Origin of the sequence: Sphaerisporangium sp. NPDC049003, from assembly GCF_043197795.1 — a bacterium.
In the GTDB taxonomy this organism is placed as follows: Bacteria; Actinomycetota; Actinomycetes; order Streptosporangiales; family Streptosporangiaceae; genus Sphaerisporangium.
The window spans coordinates 322,292-340,717 of the sequence record NZ_JBICTU010000003.1 but is presented as its reverse complement, the minus strand read 5'-3'; the positions used below and the strand labels follow the sequence as shown (position 1 = coordinate 340,717).

13 protein-coding genes are annotated in these 18,426 nt (G+C 71.6%); 7 read left to right on the top strand and 6 right to left on the bottom strand.

Translation table 11 applies throughout. The features are described 5' to 3' along the window. Nucleotides 1-22: 22 nt before the first annotated feature. A complete protein-coding gene (locus ACGFIV_RS04930) occupies nt 23-361 on the top strand; it encodes a hypothetical protein (protein WP_358561199.1) in 339 nt (112 codons plus the stop codon). Here ACGFIV_RS04930 and abc-f read toward each other — a convergent pair. The 4 genes from abc-f to glnA form a co-directional block, all read right to left on the bottom strand. After that, entirely contained in the window at nt 320-1,954 is a 1,635-nt protein-coding gene (abc-f, locus tag ACGFIV_RS04925) for a ribosomal protection-like ABC-F family protein (RefSeq protein WP_392832025.1), read from the bottom strand. The genes ACGFIV_RS04930 and abc-f overlap by 42 nt on opposite strands. Nucleotides 1,955-2,190: 236 nt before the next feature. Continuing rightward, on the bottom strand, nt 2,191-2,922 hold the full coding sequence (locus ACGFIV_RS04920; RefSeq protein WP_392832023.1) for a hotdog fold domain-containing protein: 732 nt from the start codon (nt 2,920-2,922) through the stop codon (nt 2,191-2,193). Between the two features lie 396 nt (nt 2,923-3,318). Then, nucleotides 3,319-3,693, bottom strand: a complete 375-nt coding sequence (locus ACGFIV_RS04915; protein WP_358562347.1) for a hypothetical protein — start codon at nt 3,691-3,693, stop codon at nt 3,319-3,321. A gap of 329 nt (nt 3,694-4,022) precedes the next feature. After that, nucleotides 4,023-5,384, bottom strand: coding sequence for a type I glutamate--ammonia ligase (gene glnA / locus ACGFIV_RS04910; protein WP_358558535.1), 1,362 nt, complete (start codon nt 5,382-5,384; stop codon nt 4,023-4,025). A gap of 608 nt (nt 5,385-5,992) precedes the next feature. On the opposite strand from glnA, the gene ACGFIV_RS04905 reads away from it, so the two are divergent. From ACGFIV_RS04905 to ACGFIV_RS04880, 6 genes are all read left to right on the top strand, one after another. Then, a complete protein-coding gene (locus ACGFIV_RS04905) occupies nt 5,993-7,498 on the top strand; it encodes an expansin EXLX1 family cellulose-binding protein (RefSeq protein WP_392832018.1) in 1,506 nt (501 codons plus the stop codon). 129 nt (nt 7,499-7,627) lie between these two features. Next, a complete protein-coding gene (locus ACGFIV_RS04900) occupies nt 7,628-8,173 on the top strand; it encodes an MFS transporter (protein WP_392832015.1) in 546 nt (181 codons plus the stop codon). Nucleotides 8,174-8,308: 135 nt separating this feature from the next. Beyond that, nucleotides 8,309-10,321, top strand: a complete 2,013-nt coding sequence (locus ACGFIV_RS04895; protein WP_392832012.1) for a sensor histidine kinase — start codon at nt 8,309-8,311, stop codon at nt 10,319-10,321. Between the two features lie 103 nt (nt 10,322-10,424). Continuing rightward, nucleotides 10,425-12,347, top strand: coding sequence for a sensor histidine kinase (locus ACGFIV_RS04890; RefSeq protein ID WP_392832009.1), 1,923 nt, complete (start codon nt 10,425-10,427; stop codon nt 12,345-12,347). Between the two features lie 238 nt (nt 12,348-12,585). After that, nucleotides 12,586-13,989, top strand: a complete 1,404-nt coding sequence (locus tag ACGFIV_RS04885; protein WP_392832006.1) for a BTAD domain-containing putative transcriptional regulator — start codon at nt 12,586-12,588, stop codon at nt 13,987-13,989. Nucleotides 13,990-14,143: 154 nt separating this feature from the next. Then, entirely contained in the window at nt 14,144-15,934 is a 1,791-nt protein-coding gene (locus tag ACGFIV_RS04880) for an NAD+ synthase (RefSeq protein ID WP_392832003.1), read from the top strand. Nucleotides 15,935-15,961: 27 nt separating this feature from the next. Here ACGFIV_RS04880 and ACGFIV_RS04875 read toward each other — a convergent pair whose 3' ends face one another. Both ACGFIV_RS04875 and ACGFIV_RS04870 read right to left on the bottom strand, forming a co-directional pair. Beyond that, nucleotides 15,962-16,567 carry a TetR/AcrR family transcriptional regulator gene (locus ACGFIV_RS04875; protein ID WP_392832000.1) on the bottom strand — a complete coding sequence of 202 codons (606 nt, stop codon included), beginning with the start codon at nt 16,565-16,567 and terminating at the stop codon, nt 15,962-15,964. A gap of 7 nt (nt 16,568-16,574) precedes the next feature. After that, a complete protein-coding gene (locus tag ACGFIV_RS04870) occupies nt 16,575-18,086 on the bottom strand; it encodes an MFS transporter (protein ID WP_392831998.1) in 1,512 nt (503 codons plus the stop codon). Nucleotides 18,087-18,426: the final 340 nt, after the last annotated feature.

The following is an 18,426-nucleotide window of genomic DNA, read 5'->3' as shown; positions in this document are numbered from 1 at the left end:
GGCGATCACGAGGAGAGCAGCGATGACCCACCCCTTCAGCACACAGCCCGCGCCCCGGCACACCCCTCTCAGCGCGGAGGAAAAGGTCCGGAGCGAGGCGAACTTCGCCCCGTACGTCGCCCAGACGCTCCTTGAGAAGGGGCGGTTCAGGGTGAGTGCCGACACCCAGGAGATGGTGGACCTGTTCCAGGCGGTCGCCCGCCGGGTGGGTGACATGCTCCAGCGGCCCGTGGTCAGCTACGCCAACGGCAGGTACATCGTGATCGCGTTCGGCCAGGAGGAGACCCCCGGCCCTGGTACTCAGGGGCCGGGGGTCTCCTCACGCGCCGGGAACGCCGGTTTCGAGCAGGCGGCCCTCTGACAGCCGGAGCCGGCGGCCGATCCCGATCTCGGCGAGGAACCGCTCGTCGTGGCTGACCACCACGAACGCGCCCTGGTATGACCGCAGTGCGCCTTCAAGCTGGGCCACGCTGACCAGATCGAGATTGTTCGTCGGCTCGTCCAGCAGAAGCAGCTGCGGCGCCGGTTCCGCGGAAAGGACGCAGGCCAGGGTGGCGCGCAGCCGCTCTCCGCCGGACAGCACCCGGACCGGGAGGTGGACGCGGGCTCCCCGGAACAGGAAGCGGGCGAGCAGATGCATCCGCCGCGACTCCGGCATCCCGGGCGCGAACGCCGCCAGATTCTCCACGACGGTGCGGTCGAGGTCCAGCAGGTCCAGCCGTTGGGACAGGTAGGCGACCCGGCCGTCGGCCCGCCTGGTCTCACCGGCCTCCGGCTCCAGATCGCCGCTGATCACGCGCAGCAGGGTGGACTTGCCGACACCGTTCGGGCCGGTCAGGGCGATGCGCTCGGGCCCGCGGATGGTCAGGTCGGCGCCCTCCCCCGCGAACAGGGCACGCTCGCCGTAGCGCACCTGTATCCGCTCGCCGAGGAAGACCGTGCGCCCGGCCGGCACGCTGGTATCGGGCAGTTCGAGCGCGATCTTCTGCTCGTCGCGCAGGGTGCGGCCCGCCTCGTCGAGCCGGGACCTGGCCTCGCTGAGCCGCGCGGCGTGCGTCTCGTCCGACCTTCCCGCCGACTCCTGCGCGCGCCGCTTCATCGTCCCGGCGAAGATCTTCGGCAGGCCGGCGCTCTTGAGGTTGCGGGCGGCGTTTCCCGCCCGGCGCTCGGCCCGCTCCCGGGCCTGCCGCATCTCCCGCTTCTCCCGCTTGACCTCCTGCTCGGCGTCGCGGACGTTCTTCTCGGCGACCTCCCGCGCGGCGCGCACGGCCTCCTCGTAGGCGGCGAAGTTCCCGCCGTAGGACCTGACCTCGCCCCGGTCGAGCTCGGCGATGCGGTCCATGCGGTCGAGCAGTGCCCGGTCGTGGCTGACGAGAAGCAGGCAGCCGTTCCAGTCCTGGAGCACGCCGTAGAGCTTGTGGCGTGCGTCGAGGTCGAGGTTGTTGGTCGGCTCGTCGAGCAGCAGGACGTCGGGCCGCCTCAGCAGCTGTCCCGCCAGGCCGAGGGAGACGACCTGGCCGCCGCTGAGGGTGCGCAGGCGCCGGGTGAGGGAGACGTCCCCGAGCCCGAGCCGGTCCAACTGGGCACGGGTGCGCTCCTCGATGTCCCAGTCGTTGCCGATCGTGGTGAAGTGCTCCGCGCTCGCGTCTCCGGACTCGATGGCGTCCAGTGCCCTGATCACCGGAGCGATCCCCAGGACCTCGGCCACGGTCAGGTCACCGGCCAGCGGCAGTGTCTGGGGCAGGTAACCCACCACCCCCTCGGCCGTGACCGAGCCCGAGGCCGGGCGAAGCGCGCCGGCGATCAGCCTGAGCAGTGTGCTCTTGCCGGCGCCGTTGGGCGCCACCAGGCCGGTGTGTCCCGCCGTGACGGTGAACGAGAGGTCCTGGAACACCGGGGTGTCGTCGGGCCAGGAAAAGGACAGGTTGGAAACAACGATCTGGGCGTCGGACATCGAATCGCTTCCGCGTTCGGCCGGCACGGCGCAGCCCGCCCGGCGACATGGTCAGGACACGAGGACATCGCCAACCGGCGGCCGCGCGAGGGGCGCGTCACCGATGGCCATGGGATCCGGGATCACCCGGAGATGTCGTCGTCGCCTGCCATGTCATGCTCCGTTTCGCCATTACCGCCTGGCTACGCTACCAGCCGAAGGCCGCCCACGCGCTCGCGGACGGCCCGGCGCCCGTCTCAGGCGGGCACGATCCAGGTGGCCTTCGCGGCGGCGACCAGGGTGCCGTCGGTCTCGTACACGGCGCTCTGGCCGAAGAGCTTGCGGCCTTCACGTCCCGTGGCGCGCGCCACGACCGAGTACGTACCGTTGGGGTACACGCGCCGGAAGACCTGCGCCGTTATGCGTCCCAGCAGGCCCGGCCCGCCGGAGCCCGCGTGGGCCCAGCCCGTGGGGCAGTCGAGCGCGGCCCAGACGAGGGCGTCAGGGACGACACCGTCCTCGTCGGTGATGGTCATCGGGACCCTCCAGCCGGCCGCGATCAGATCTGTGCCCTCGACGGGACCCGGGAAGATCCGCAGTCCGTCACCCGGGTTGCGGAGGCCGCAGGCGAAGCATCCGGGCACGGGGTGCGGCCCGGTCAGACCGGCGAACCCGGCCTCCGCGCGGGCGGCCTCGTTGAACGGGACGAACGGCGGCGCCGTCACGTCCTCGGCGACGGGGATCGCCTCGGCCAGCGCCTGCCCGCCGTGCGAGAGCGAGGCGGAGTTCGCGACATTACCGACGGCCAGCTCGGTCTCCAGGGGAACCGGCCGGCGCAGGGTCACCTCCAGCGCATGCGACCCCTCAAGCGTGCCCGAGAGGGTGCCGGCGAGCGCGCCCGCGATCCAGCCTCCGTTGGCGGTGCCCTCGGGCCCGCGAAAGCGAGCCGGAACGGTGAGCACGGTACGCAGGCCAGCCGAAGTCGTCATGCTGAAGCACCCCCCATGCTGCTCCACATCAAGGAGCGACACTTAGTAAATTTTGTGAGATACCGTCACATTTTATCCGCACGCTCCACTGTCATGGCATCAGGCCCCGGTGTCGGACCCGTTAGCCAGGGGTAACGGCGGCGTGACGAGTACGCCCCCCACCGCCCGACCCACCGCTGGACAAGGCACAGCGGATCCTCGGCGAGGGCGGCACGAACCTCCCAACCGCCGAGCCCGGCGCACCATTCCCCAGGTCGCCACCCAGGAGTTCGGTACGCCGGACCCGACGACCACGGCCCGCCTGGCTCACGGGCATCTCGTATGGTCAGCAGGGCTCCTGCCGGGGCCACCCGGCCGCACGAGCGCGCTCCGTCGCCCCGCTGAGATCGCCGACGCTTACTTGATGCTCTCGCACGGTAGCCCGATGCGCTGGCCGTGGTCCCAACCCGAGACGCAGTACTTCCCGACGACGGCGGGGATGCCAGTCCACACCTGGTTGGGCTCGAACGCGCCGTTGGTCCACGTCTGGGTAGAGCCGTGCCGGTACAGCCCGTTGGGGCCGGTGAGATCGAAGTTTCCGTAGAAGGAGCCGTGCTGGGGGTACGCCTCGACGTACACCGTGCCGTTCTTGGGGGTGGAGAGGTACATGCAGACGTTTCCGTTGCAGCCGAGGGCATCCGCCTGCGACGCGGTGGCGCCCGTGAGAAGCGCCCCGGAGGCAAGGGTGGTGGCCACCGCGATCATTCCGAGTTTCGAGCCGAGTACGCGCATGTTCGGTTCCCTTCCAGGTGTGAGCCCCACTTTTGATGGCCCGGCCCAACAGGACCGGTGAGGCCCCTCAAGGAAACCGTCCGCGACGGTCCGAGCGGCAGGCGCTCGACCGGCGGTTGTCCGGCGGTTGACCCGCGGCGGCCCGGACATGATCGCGTACCGCGGCCCGGCGGGAAGGGGATCGCCGGTCGGCGACGTGCCGCGTCGCCGCCGAATGCCGGCCCGGCGGCCCGCGGGCGGCCCGGGGCTCGCGAGACGGCGTGGGGCCGGCGGCTCACCGCCGCCGGCCCCACGCCCGCATACTCAGGAAATCCGCCGCCGGCCCGCGCTCACAGCACCGGGAGATAGCGGCCGAGCTCGAACTCGGTGACCTGGCGGCGGTAGTCGTGCCACTCGGCGCGCTTGTTGCGCAGGAAGTAGTCGAAGACGTGCTCGCCCAGGGTCTCGGCGACCAGCTCGCTGCGCTCCATGGTCGTGATCGCCTCGTCGAGGCTCTGCGGTAGCGGCTCGATGCCGAGGGCCCGGCGCTCGGCGCTGGTCAGCGCCCACACGTCGTCCTCGGCTCCCGGCGGCATCTCGTACCCTCCCTCGATGCCCTTCAGGCCGGCGGCGAGGATCACCGCGAACGCCAGGTAGGGGTTGCAGGCGGAGTCGAGCGACCGGAACTCCACGCGGGTGGAGTTCCCCTTGTGCGGCTTGTACATGGGGACGCGGACGAGCGCGGACCGGTTGTTGTGGCCCCAGCTGATGTAGCTCGGCGCCTCGCCTCCCAGCCCGGCGATGGCCTCGGCGCCGCCCCACAGCCGCTTGTAGGAGTTCACCCACTGGTTACAGACGGCGGTGATCTCGGCGGCGTGCTTGAGCAGGCCGCCGATGAACGAGCGGCCGATCTTGGAGAGCTGGTAGTCGGCCCCGGGCTCGTAGAACGCGTTGCGGTCACCCTCGAACAGGGACATGTGGGTGTGCATGCCCGAGCCAGGGAACTCGGTGAAGGGCTTGGGCATGAACGACGCCCAGATGCCCTGCTCCAGCGCGACCTCCTTCATGACCAGCCGGAACGTCATGATGTTGTCGGCCGTGGTGAGCGCGTCGGCGTACCGCAGGTCGATCTCCTGCTGACCGGGGGCGCCCTCGTGGTGGCTGAACTCCACCGAGATGCCCATCGCCTCCAGCATCATGATCGCATTGCGGCGGAAGTCGTGGCCGGAGCTGTGCGGAGTGTGGTCGAAGTAGCCGCCGGAGTCGTTCGGCACCGGCTTCTGGCCGTCCCCTGGCCGCCCCTTGAGGAGGAAGAACTCCACCTCAGGGTGGGTGTAGAACGTGAAGCCCATGTCGGCGGCCTTGGCGAGCGTCCGCTTGAGCACCCAGCGGGGGTCGGCGTGCGAGGGCGAGCCGTCGGGCATGAGGATGTCGCAGAACATGCGGGCCGCGCCCGGCGTCTCGCTGCGCCAAGGGAGGATCTGGAAGGTCGAGGGATCGGGCTTGGCGAGCATGTCGGACTCGTAAACGCGGGCGAAACCCTCGATCGCCGAACCGTCGAAGCCGATGCCCTCGGCGAACGCCCCCTCAAGCTCCGCCGGGGCTATCGCCACCGATTTGAGGAAGCCGAGCACGTCGGTGAACCACAACCGGATGAACCGGATGTCGCGTTCTTCGAGCGTACGGAGCACGAACTCCTGCTGGCGGTCCAAGGCATCCCCTTCTGCCGGACGGTGTCGGACACCATCGTCGTCGCGCTGAACCCGTCTCTGAGTCGGCGGAAGACTTGTCTGGTCATCTACCAGTCTGCCCGCTTGGTGTTTCGCACACGTTACGCGGGTCCGTAGTGAGGACACGACCAAGCCGGCCGCGTGACCCATATCCCGGAACTCGGATCCCATGGCGGCCGGACGGGGTTCCCAGATCGCCTGCCGCGCCCGTCGCCGCAGGTCACGGAAACACCCCGTTAACCCACCGGGAGCCCCCGGTGGCCGTGCCGGAGATCAGTAGACGGTCGAGGGCGGTACGTCGTCGCTTAATGTGACAGCATGGTGCCGTTCTGCATTCGTCAAGGGTGAGGTCCGGCGAGGGAGAGCACATGAACGCGGATCGGCGGCGCGCCGGGCACCCGGCCCCGCGGCGGCGACTGTGGCATCCGCCCCTCCGGCGGCGACTGTGGCGTCCGTCCCTCCGGCGGCGAGGCCGGCCACCGGTCGTGTGGTCGCGACCGTGGCCCCGGGTCACGGTGCCGCCGTCGCTGCTGAGAATTCGGCGCGGCCGCCCGGCGCTGGGTCGCCCGGGGGCGGCCAGGCAGCCCGTCGTGTGGCAGCGGCTGGCGTGGGCCTTGTCGATGGCGGCGGCGCTCACGCTGGTGGCGCTCGGGGCCCAGGCCGGCAGGAACGGCGCCTGCGCGGAAGGCATGACCGGCCGTGGGGACTCCCCGGGCCGGTCCGGGCTCGTCAACGACCGGTCCGGCCTCGTCACCGGGCGGTCCGGGTTCGTCACTGGCCGGTCCGGGTTCGTCACTGGGCGGTCCTGGGTCGTCACCGGACGGGGCGGCGTGGCCGCCGAGAACGCGAGGTGGCTCGGCGGCGACTGCTCTCTCGGCGGCGCCCTGCTCGGCGACCTGGTGGCGGCCGTGTCCGCCGAGCAGTACGCCGGGTCGGCCGCCTGCGGGGCGTATCTCGACGTGACGGGACCGGGCGGCACGGTCCGCGTCCAGGTGGTCGACGAGTGCGTGTCATGCGCCCCGGGCGAGCTCGACCTGAGCCGGCCGGCCTTCGCCCGCGTGGCGGGCACCGAGCTCGGCGTGACACGGGTCAGCTACCACACGGTGCACAACCCCGAGGTCCCACGACCGGTGGCGTTCCGGCTGAAGCAGGGCTCGTCGTCCCGGTGGCTGGCGATCCAGGCGATCGACCACGGCAACCCCCTCCAGCGGCTGGAGGTCCTGCGGGACGGCCGGTGGCAGGCCCTGACCCGTGACTTCGACAACTACTGGGTGGCCGACCACGGCATCGGCACCGGGCCGTACACCGTGCGCATCACCGACGTGTACGGCCAGCGGGTCACCGCGACCGGCATCCGCCTCGTGCCGAGGGGGGTCCAGCGCACGACGCGCCGCCTGTACGGCCCGGCGAAGTCGTCCCCCGTGCCACGCGACCGCCCCGCGCACGGCACGACCGGCGGGGTCGGGCCGAGGGCCGGCGCGGGAGACCGTGACGGCGGGCCCGGCGGCACGCTCCCGTCAGGCGGGGACTCCGGCAGGACGTCACCAGGCGGCACGGCGCCCGGAGCCCCGGGGCACGGACCGGCGGCCCCCGGGAGCCAGGGCGACAAGGCGACCGGCGCCGGGCGACCCGCCCAAGGCACCGGAGCCCCGAGCGACGGGGTCCCGGGAACCCAGGGCGACCCCGGAACCCGGGGCGACGGGGTCCGCGGATCCGACGGGCTCGGAAGCGACGGGGTCGCGGGGGCCGGGGGGTTCGGGAGCGGCGGAGTCCCCGGGACTGGAGGACTCGGAAGCGGGGGGCTCCCCGGGACCGGAGGGCTCGGAAGCGGCGGAGGCCCAGGGGCTGGAGGGCTCGGAAGCGGCGGAGGCCCAGGGGCTGGAGGGCTCGGAAGCGTCGGAGTCCCAGGGGCTGGAGGGTTCGGCGGAGGCTCGGGGGGCGGGAGCATGGGCGCCGGGGCGGGCGCCGGGGTCTCCGGCTCCGAGGAGCACACGGCCACGGGCACCCTCGACACGCCCTCCGACGGCACCCTGCCCCCCGATCCCGACCGGGCCCCGCTCACCGCCCTGCCCTCCAGCCGCCCGTTCTTCTGCTGAAGCCCATTCACACGCCTGCCGGCTCGGCACGATGGTGGAGCCCTTCATCGGGATCTACCTGACCCAGGCCCGTGGCATGTCCCTGGCGACGGCCGGCGCGGTCATGGCGGTGTTCGGCGTGACTCGCTGATGTCACAGATCGTCGCGGGCCGGCTGTCCGACCACCTGGGCCGGCGGGCGACCCTCACCGGAGGGATGGTCGCCACGGCCGTCACCATGATCGCTCTCGGGTACAGCACGTCGCTGCCGGCGATCATCGCCGCGATGACGGTGCTCGGCATGGTCGTGGACGCCTACCGGCCGGCCTCCCAGGCCCTGGTGGCCGACCTGATCCCGCCGCACGACCGTCCTCGCGCGTTCGGGATGCTCTTCTGGGCGATCAACCTCGGTTTCGCGGTCGCCATGGTCGCGGGCGGCTGGCTCGCCCAGTCCGGGTTCCTGTGGCTGTTCTGGATCGACGCCGTGACCTCGCTGGTCTTCGGCTTCCTGGTGTGGAGGGCGGTGCCCGAGACCAGGCCGGAGAAGTCCCACGAGGCGGGCGGTTTCCGGGAGGTGCTGAAGGACCGCCTGATGGTCGTCTACGTGACCACCCGGCGATCCGCCGCCGTTCCGCCGTCTGACCTGCGGCTCCCAGCGTCGGCCGGTGAGCCGCCGCGTCCTGTAAGACCTATTTGACCGGAGTCAGCACTTTTGAGCTGTATATCAGTTGAAATGCGATAGCCAGAGATCGTTGATTACCCGTTATCCGCCGTCCGATACTTTTCCGGATGCCTCCTGCTTCATGGGAGCGCAGAGGGGGGGGCAGGGGGAATGCGCAGGCTGGGCTTGGCGGCGGGATCGCTGGCGGTGGCATCCGCCGGGCTCGTCGCGGTGGGGATGTCACTGCGGTTACAGGTCGGCGGCTCCGACCACGTGATGAGCGGGAATGACGTGGTGGGGGTCGTCTACCCCGCGCTCGGACTGGTGCTCGCCCTCCGGCAGCCCCGGCTGCCGGTGGCCTGGCTGATGCTGGCCGGAGGCTTCGCCACCGCGACCCTCGGCCTGTCTCAGGCCTTCTGGGAACGCTCGCGCGTCGCGGGCGACCTCCCCACAGCCTCACTCCTCGGCGACTACAACGTGCTCATGGGCGCGCTGGCCATCGTCTCGGTGCACCTCCTGCTGCCCCTGCTCTTCCCCGACGGCAGGCTTCCCGCCCGCCGGTGGCGGCCGGTGGCGGCGTTCGCCGTGGGCACGGTGCTGTTCCTGGCGTTCCTTCAGGTCGTACGGCCCGCGGTGCCCGGCTCGCCCGCGGGGCCGAACCCCTTCGAGATCGCGGCGCTGGCGCCCGTACGGGACTGGGCCGGCGGCCTCGACCTGGACTGGTACCTGATCGCCGAGGGCCTCTGCCTGCTGTCCCTGGTGGACCGGTTCCGGACCGCCGACGCCACCGTGCGGCGGCAGATCGGCTGGCTGCTGTACACGGTGGCCGTTGACTGGGCCGTCCAGACCTGGATGCCGCACTCGGTGCCCGCCCTGCTGACCACGGCCGCCGTGCCGGCCGCCATCGTGATCGCGGTGACGCGCTACCGCCTGTACGGCATCGACACCCTGGTCAGCCGGACGCTGATCGCGGCGGGCCTGCTGGGCGCGGTCGGAGCCGTCTACTTCGTGGTCAGCACCCTCGGCGTGGTGGCCGTCGGGATCGGGCAGTTCGCCGGGCTCGCCGCCGCGCTGTTCGCGGGCGTGGCCTTCCAGCCGCTGCGGAGAGCGCTGCGGCGGCTCGCCGACCTGCTGTTCTACGGGCACAGCGGCGACGGGAGCCATCTGACGCAACGGCTGACCATGGAGGTCCACTCCACCGAGCCGGCGAGCGCGCTGGCGGCGGTCGTCGCGACGGCCCGCGAGTCCCTCACCGTCTCTGGCGTGGCCGTCGAGGTGACCGGCGGGCGTCCGCGTCGCGTCGCGGTGGGGCTGGTCGGCCCCTCCCCCCGCGAGGTGCCGCTGGTCTGGCACGGCGCGCGCGTGGGACGGATGCTCATCGGCCGGCCGGGCCAGAGGCGCTTTCCGCTCGCCCACGACGAGCGCATGATCGCGGTGCTGACCCCGTTCGTGGCCGACGTCGCCCACGCCGCCAACATGGCCGCCGACCTGCAGCGCTCGCGCGAGCGGATCCTCACCGCGCGGGAGGAGGAGCGCCGCCGCCTGCGCCGGGACCTGCACGACGGCCTCGGGCAGGCACTCGGCGACATGGCCATGTCGGTGACCATGGCGAGGAAGGTGCTGCACGACTCCCCCGAGTCGGCGGAACGCCTGCTCGTGCGCCTGCGCGCGGGCATGGACCGGGTGACCCAGGAGATCCGCGAACTGGTTTACGGCCTGCGCCCGCCCGCGCTGGACGACCTGGGCCTGGCAGGGGCCGTACGGCTGCTGGCCGAGCCGGACGCGAGCCTTACCGTGGAGGGCGAGCTGGACGTGCTCCCGGCCGCCGTCGAGGTGGCCGTCTACCGCATCACCCAGGAGGCGCTCACCAACGCCCGGCGCCACGCGAATGCCTCGTCCATCGTGGTCACGCTGAGCCGTTCGGCCGGCGAGCTGCGGTTGCGCGTGCGGGACGACGGCGCCGGCCTGCCCGCGGAGTTCCGCGCGGGCGTGGGGCTGGCGTCCATGCGCGAGCGCGCCGCGGAGCTGGGCGGGACGTGCGCGATCACGGCCGAGCCCGAGGGCGGCACGCTCGTCGAGGTGAGCTTTCCGATGACCGCGGACGAGGCCTCGGACCAAAGAACCATCTCGACCAAGTCCTACAACCTTCCCTTGCACGAAATGTCGCATCACAGGGCCCCATAATTCGCTGGATGGCGGGGAGAGCACGAGTAACCGGCCATCGCCGGGAAGGGTGGGTGGGATGGTAAGGATCACGCCGCCGCGAACGGTGGCCGCCGTCATTGGCGTGGCGTCCCCGCTCCTGGTGGTCGTCGGACTGATGATCTCCGTCGGCCTGCCGCCCGAGTACCGGCTGGGCCCGCCCGCGAGCCCCGATCTGGCGGCCGGCCTCACCTTTCCCGCCGTGGGCGCCTTCCTGATCTTCCACAGGCCCCGCCTGACCATGGCGTGGCTGATGTGCGCCGGCGGCCTGGCCGGGGGGATCAGCGAGTTCAGCGGCAGGCTGATGCTCCGCCTCCTGGCGGACGGCGAGCTCACCGCGGCCGCCTACCTGCGCTGGGCCTCCTCGATCGGCTGGGCGGTGTGCGGCGTGTCGCTCGCGATCCTGCTGCCCCTCCTCTCACCCGACGGCAGGTTGCCCTCCCGCCGCTGGTGGCCGGTCGCCGCCCTCGGCATCGTCTCGATCTCGGTCGAGCTGGCCCGGCAGATCGTGAGGCCGGCGCCGAACCCCAGCGCCCTTCCCGTGGTGATCCCGAACCCGCTGGCCGTCGAGGCGCTGAGACCGTACAACGCGATGGTCAGCGACGTGGCCTGGACGTGCATCATCGGCTCGGTGGTGCTGTCGCTGCTCTCCCTGGCCGTCCGTTTCCGCTACTCGGGCCCGGTGGTGCGGCGGCAGATCGCCTGGCCCCTGCTGGCCTTCACGGGGTACGTCGCGTTCATGGTGCTCGGTGATGACTGGTGGGCCCCCGCCACGATCTGGGCGGCGCTCGTGCCGATCGCCATAGCCTTCTCGGTGACGCGCTACCGGCTGTACGGGATCGACACCATCGTCAGCAGGGCCTTCGTCGCCGCCGGGGTGATCGCCGTGGTCAGCGGCGTCTACTTCGGCATCGGCGCCCTGTCGAGCGTGGTGGTGTCGCAGCAGCACCAGATCGCGGGCCTGGCCGCCGCGCTCTTCGCGGGGGCCTTCTTCCAGCCGCTGCGCCGGATGTTCCAGCGGCTCGTCGACCGCATGATGTACGGCCGCGTGGGCGACCCCCGGCTGCTCGCCGAGCGCCTGACCGACGAGGTGCGCAGCGCCGACCCGGCCAGAGCGCTCTCGTCGGTGGTCACGGTCCTGCAGGACGGACTCGCCGTCGAAGGCGCGGCGGTCGAGGTGGAGGACGGCAAGCCCCAGTACGTCGAGAGCGGCGACGTGGGCGACTCCCCCCGCCAGATCCCCCTGATCTGGCACGGCGAGACCGTCGGCCGCCTGCTGCTCGGGCGCCCCGGCCCCCGCCGCTTCGCCGCCGCCCACGACGAGCGCGTCCTCAGCACCCTCGCGCCGTACGCCGCGGACGTCGCCCACGCGGTCCGCATGGCGGCCGACCTCCAGCGCTCTCGCGAGCGGATCCTCACCGCGCGGGAGGAGGAGCGCCGCCGCCTGCGCCGGGACCTGCACGACGGCCTCGGGCAGACGCTCTCGACCATGGCGATGACGATCAACATGGCCCGCAGCAGCCTCAAGTCCTCCCCCGACTCGGCCGACACCCTGCTGCGCGACCTGCGGACCGGCATGGACGCGGTGTCGGGGGACATCAGGGAGCTGGTGTACGGGCTGCGCCCGCCCGCGCTCGACGACCTCGGGCTCGCCTCGGCCGTACGTGCCCTCGCCGCCGAGGGTCCGCCCGAGACCACGGTGGAGGTCACCGGCGAGCTGTCCGACCTGCCCGCCGCCGTCGAGGTCGCCGTGTACCGGATCGTCCAGGAGGCGCTCACCAACGTCCGCAGGCACGCCCACGCCACCAGCGCGTACATCACCCTCGATCGCGGCAGGGACACCCTGCGGCTGCGGATCGGCGACGACGGCAAGGGGCTGCCGGACCGTCCGCGCGCGGGAGTGGGCCTGACCTCGATGCGGGAAAGGGCCGCCGAGCTGGGCGGCAGCTGCGGGGCCGTCTCCGCGCCGGGTGGCGGGACGGTGGTGGAGGCCGTGCTCCCGCTCTGACCCGCCAGGCCGTACTACCCTGGCCGGCTCAGGTGCCCTTCCGCCCGGGAGCGGGGGTGATCACGCTCCGAGGTGAAGGCGATCACGCTCTGCGGCGGGCTGCTGGTCACGCTTTCTTACCACTCTGAACGTCAGCAGGTGTTGCCGTACGGACAACCGCGCTTTTGGCCCTACGCTATGCGCTGCGATGTTGAAATTTCATGCTCTCGGACCGTTTCAAGCGCTTCACCAAGACTCGGTGCTGGATCTGGGCGGACAGCGCCAGCAGGCCGTTCTCGCCCGCCTCCTCGTGGCCCACGGTCGCGCCGTCCCCATGAGCGTGCTGATCGACGAGCTGTGGCCCGGCGATCCCCCGGCGCAGGCGCTGTCCACGATCCAGGGCTACGTCTCCCGGCTGCGCCGCGCGCTGGAGCCCGACCGGGCTCCCCGCGAGGAGGCCGAGGTCCTGATCTCCGCCCCTCCCGGCTACGCGCTGCGCACCGATCCCGGGAGCGTCGACTCCTGGCTGTTCGAGAGCCTCGTACGCGCCGAGCAGGGTGACGACGCGGCCACGGTGTTCGAGCGCATGGACAAGGCGCTCTCCCTGTGGCGGGGCCCCGCCCTGGCGGAGTTCGCGGATCTGCAGTGGGCCTCGGCCGAGGCGATGCGGCTGGACGAGCTGCGGCTGATGGCGATCGAGCACCGCTCCGACGCGGCGCTGCGCCTCGGCAGGGCCGCCGCGGCGATCCCCGACCTGGAGGCCCACGCCTCGGCGCACCCGCTGCGCGAGGAGGCCTGGCGGCTGCTCGCCCTCGCCCTGTACCGGGCGGGACGGCAGGGCGACGCCCTCGGAGCGCTGCGCCGGGCGCGCACGTTGCTCCGCGAGGAGCTCGGGCTCGACCTCGGCACGACCCTCCAGCGTCTAGAGCGTGACATCCTCGCCCAGGCGGCGCACCTGGACGCCCCGGCGCCGGACTCTTCGCCGTCCGGCGCACGCGCGCTGGAGACCTCGACGCTGCGGGTGGTCATCGCCGACGACCAGGCCCTCGTCCGTACCGGGCTGCGGGTCATCATGGAGAGCGAGCCGGGCCTTGAGCTGGTCGGCGAGGCCGTTGACGGCGAGCAGGCCATCGCGCTGATCCGCCGCACCCAGCCCGACCTGGTGCTCATGGACATCTCCATGCCCCGGCTGGACGGCCTGGCGGCGGCCCGCCGCGTCCTGGCCGACGCCGCCCCGCCGAAGGTGATCATGATGACCACCTTCGGCACCGACGACAACCTGTACGCGGCCCTGCGCGCGGGAGTCAGCGGTTTCGTGCTGAAGACCTCGGCGCCCGAGCAGCTCATCGCGGCCATCCGCGCCGCCGCGGCCGGGGACGCGCTGATCGACCCCGCCGTGACGACCCGGCTCATCGCCACCTTCGCCGGGCAGGGCGACCCGGCCGTCCCGCACGGGTTGAAGGGGCTGTCCGACAGCGACCTGGACCTCGTGAAGCTGGTGGCGCGCGGCCTGACCAACGAGCAGGTCGCGGGGACGCTGGCGGTGCCGGAGGACGCGGTGGCCACCGCGATCGCCTCCGTCCTCGACCGGCTCGGCCTGTTCGACCGCGCCCAGCTCGTCATCCTGGCCTACGAGTCCGGCCTGATCAGCCCGGGGGCGTGACACCCCACGCCCCGGGCGCGACGTAGCGCGCCCGTCACCCGCGAGGTCCTCGCGGCCGACCACCCGCAAGGTCTCCTCGTGCCCACCACCCGCAAGGTCCTCGTGCCTTTCACCCGCGAGGTCCTCGCGGCCGACCACACGTAAGGTGGAGACCGTGCCACAACTGCGTATAGCCCTGGCCCAGACCAACCCGGCGGTGGGCGACCTGTCCGCCAACGCCGCCAAGCTCGTCGAGTGGACCCGCCGCGCAGCCGACCGCGGCGCGCACCTCGTCGTGTTCACCGAGATGTTCCTCACCGGGTATCCCGTGGAGGACCTGGTGCTCCGCACGTCGTTCGTCGACGCCTCGATCGCGACGCTGGAGGCCACCGCCGCCCGGCTGGCCGGCGAGGGCCTCGGCGACATCCCGGTGGTCGTCGGGTACGTCGACCGCTCGGGGGTCGCCCCGCGCACCGGGCAGCCCAAGGGCGCGCCGCTGGACGCCGCCGCGCTGCTGCACCGCGGCCGCGTCGTCACCCGCACGGCCAAGCACCACCTGCCCAACTACGGGGTGTTCGACGAGTACCGCTACTTCGTCCGCGGCGACCGGCTCCCGATCTTCCGCCTCCACGGCGTCGACGTCGCCATCGCCGTGTGCGAGGACCTCTGGCAGGACGGCGGCCCGGTGTCGGCCGTGGCCCAGGCGGGCGCGGGGCTGCTCGTGGTGCCCAACGCCTCGCCGTACGAGCGCGAGAAGGACGACGTACGGCTGGAGCTGTGCGCCGGCCGCGCCCGTGAGGCCGGATGCGCGCTCGCCTACGCCAACCAGGTCGGCGGCCAGGACGAGCTCATCTTCGACGGCGACTCCATCGTGGTGGACGCCGAGGGAGGGCTGGTCGCGCGGGCGGGCCAGTTCCGCGAGGAGCTCCTGGTCGCCGACCTCGACCTGCCGCTCGCCGATCCCGGGGCCCGGCCCGGTTCGTTCCCCGTGGACGCCGGAGACGGCACCACGATCACCGTCGAGCGGCTGGAGCTGTCGGCCGAGCCGCTGCCCGCCTACGCTCCCGAGCCCGCGAGCGTCGCCCCGCGCCTCGACGACCTGGAAGAGGTCTACTCGGCGCTGGTCCTCGGCGTGCGCGACTACTTCACGAAGAACGGCTTCGGGTCGGTCATCCTCGGCCTGTCGGGAGGCATCGACTCGGCGCTGACCGCCACGATCGCCGCCGACGCGGTCGGCCCCGACCGGGTCCACGTCGTGCTCATGCCTTCGCGCCACTCCTCCGACCACTCGGTGGGCGACGCGCGCGACCTGGTCGAGCGGCAGGGGCTCCACGCCCGGCTGGTCCCCATCGAGGGCATCGTCGACGCCTTCGAGAAGGAGGTCGACCTGCACGGCCTGGCCGCCGAGAACCTCCAGGCGCGGGTGCGCGGCATGCTGCTCATGGGGCTGTCGAACGAGCACGGCCACCTCGTGCTGACCACGGGCAACAAGAGCGAGCTGGCCACCGGCTACTCCACGCTCTACGGCGACTCGGCCGGCGGCTTCGCCCCGATCAAGGACGTCCTGAAGACCATGGTCTGGCGGCTCTCGACCTGGCGCAACGCGCAGGCCGGGCGCGGGGGCGACCTGCTGCACCACTTCGCCGTGCCGCCCATCCCGGAGGACTCCATCACCAAGGAGCCCAGCGCAGAGCTGCGGCCCGGCCAGCGCGACACCGACTCGCTGCCGCCCTACGACGTGCTCGACCGGCTGCTGGCCGACTATGTCGAGCACGACATGGGCAAGGGGGAGCTGGTCGCGGCCGGGCACGACCCGGAGCTGGTGGCGAGGGTGATCCGCCTGGTCGACCTCGCGGAGTACAAGCGCCGGCAGTATCCCCCGGGCCCGAAGATCACCCCGAAGAACTTCGGCCGCGACCGGCGCCTGCCCATCACCAACCGCTGGCGGGAGACCCCCGCCACCTGATGCCGGCGGCTCAGGTGGCGCGGCGGCTCACGGGCGAAGACCCCCGAGGACCTGGTCGGTGACGCGTTCGGCCAGGTCGGCGGGGAGCTCGCCGTCGGTGTCGCCCCACTTGGTGAAGAACAGCATCGCGCCGGTCAGTGCGGCCATCGCCACCTCGACGTCGACGTCGGCGCGCAGTTCCCCCGAGTCGACGCCTCGCTGGATGATCCCCCTGAGTGCCTCCCGCCGGGGCTTGATCGCGATCTCGCGGAAGCGCTCCGCCAGGTTCGGGAAGCGGTCGGACTCGCTCAGCGCGATGTTCATGATGCAGCGGGTGCGGCGGTCGTGCGACTCGTGTTGCATGGCCGCCAGGTAGCGGACCACGTTCTCGCGCACGGACGTACCGTCGAGCTCCGGTAGCGGGGCCTTCAGGGTGGCCAGCGCGTCGACCACGAGGTCCTCCTTGCTGGACCATCGGCGGTAGATCGTCGTCTTGCCGACACCCGCCCGCGCGGCGATCGCCTCGATGGAGAGCTCGGCCACACCGCTGCCTTCGGCGATCAGGTCGATCGTCGCGTCGACGATGGCCTTCTCCGCCTTCTCGCTGCGGGGACGGCCCGGCGTGCGGGCCGTCCCCATCTGCTCATTCACCATGATCAGCTCACACTACTGCCGGTTCCTTGCTTTCCGGTCGCGCGACCGGGGTCTCGGGCGCGTTCTTGCCGGGCAGCCACTTCGCCACCACGGCGGCGCCGATCAGCGCCACCACCGCGCCGGCCAGGGCGGTCAGGTGCATGCCGTCCATGAATGCCTGCTTGGCGGGGGCGATCAGCGTGGCGCCCTTGGGCCCGAGCGCCTGCGCGGCGCCCATGGTGGCCGTGATCGACTCACCCGCCGCGTGCCGGAGGTTCTCCGGGAGCACGGTCAGCGAGCTCGCCACGTTCTCGCGGTAGGTGGCGGACAGCAGCGAGCCGAGGATGGCGACGCCGAGCGCGCCGCCGACCTGGCGGACGGTGTTGGTCATGGCCGAGCCCACGCCGGCCTTCTCGCGGGGCAGCGAGGACATGACGGCCTCGGTCGCGGGCGGGTTGATGTTGGCCATCGCGGCGCCCTGGACGAAGCCGATGAGCTCGAAGACCCAGATCGAGGTTTCCACCTGGAGGAACGAGTAGCTCGCCAGCGCGGCGGCCACGATCACCAGGCTCGTGGTGGCGACGACCTTGGCGCCGAACCGCCGGACCATCTGGGCGCTCAGCGGCGAGAAGATGAGCTGCGCCGCCGCGAACGGCAGCACGAGCGCGCCGGCCTGCAACGGGGAGTACCCCTTGACGATCTGCAGGTAGAACGCCAGGAAGAACATCACGCCCATCATCGAGAAGAACACGAGCCCGACGCTGGCGACGGCCGTGGAGAACCTCGGGATGGCGAAGTACCGGACGTCGAATGCGGGGTGGGCCGTCCTGCGCTCGTGCCAGACGAAGGCCGCGAGCACCGCGACGCCCGCCAGGGTGGGGGCCCAGACCTCGGGGTCGGTGACCGTGCCGAGCTCGCCGCCCTTGATGATGCCGTAGACGACGCCGACCAGTCCGATGATGGACAGGAGCACGCCCAACGGGTCGAGCTGGGCCTTGTCGGGGTTCCGCGACTCGGGCACCAGGGCCGCGATCAGGATGAAGCTGATGATCACGACGGGCACGTTGACCAGGAAGACCGAGCCCCACCAGAAGTGCTCAAGCAGCACGCCGCCGGTGATCGGGCCGATGGCGATGGCCAGGCCGACGCCTCCCGCCCAGATGCCGATCGCCTTGCCGCGCTCCGCGGGAGCGAAGACGTTGGAGATGATCGCCAGCGTGGCCGGCATGACGGCCGCGCCGCCGAGGCCCATGGCGGCCCGCGCGAAGATCAGCTGGGTCGGATCCGTCGAGTAGGCGCTGGCCAGGGATGCCAGGCCGAACAGCACCATGCCGACCTGGAGCATGCGCTTGCGCCCGAACCTGTCACCCAGTACCCCGAAGGTGAACAGCAGGCCGGCGAAGACGAGGGTGTAGGAGTTGATGGCCCATTCGAGCTGGCTCTGCGTGGCCCCTAGCCCCGCCACCGGGTCGGAGATCACCTTCAGCGCGACGTTGAGAATGGTGTTGTCGAGAACGATCGCCAGCAGGCTGAACACCATCACGCCGAGGATCTGCCATCGGCGTGGGTGACCTGTCGGTTGTTCCACTATGCCCCCAAAGCACGGTTTTCACGGATATTTCGATACGGCGGTGTTTCGCTACGCTACCGTAGCGCTTCTTAATTCGATACGCAACCGTACCGTTTCGATATTTATCGGGGGTGTACGAGGGGTTTCGTCCGGGTTACGGTCGGCACCCTCCTGGGGGCTGGCCGAGGCCCGCGAAGTGACGCGGATCTCGGGTCTGAGGGGATGGGCAGGAGTCGTCCCGGGTGTTGCTATAAGGGTCAGACGTGCGATGATCTGACCGTCCGGGGACGCCACAAGGGCGCCTCGAGGC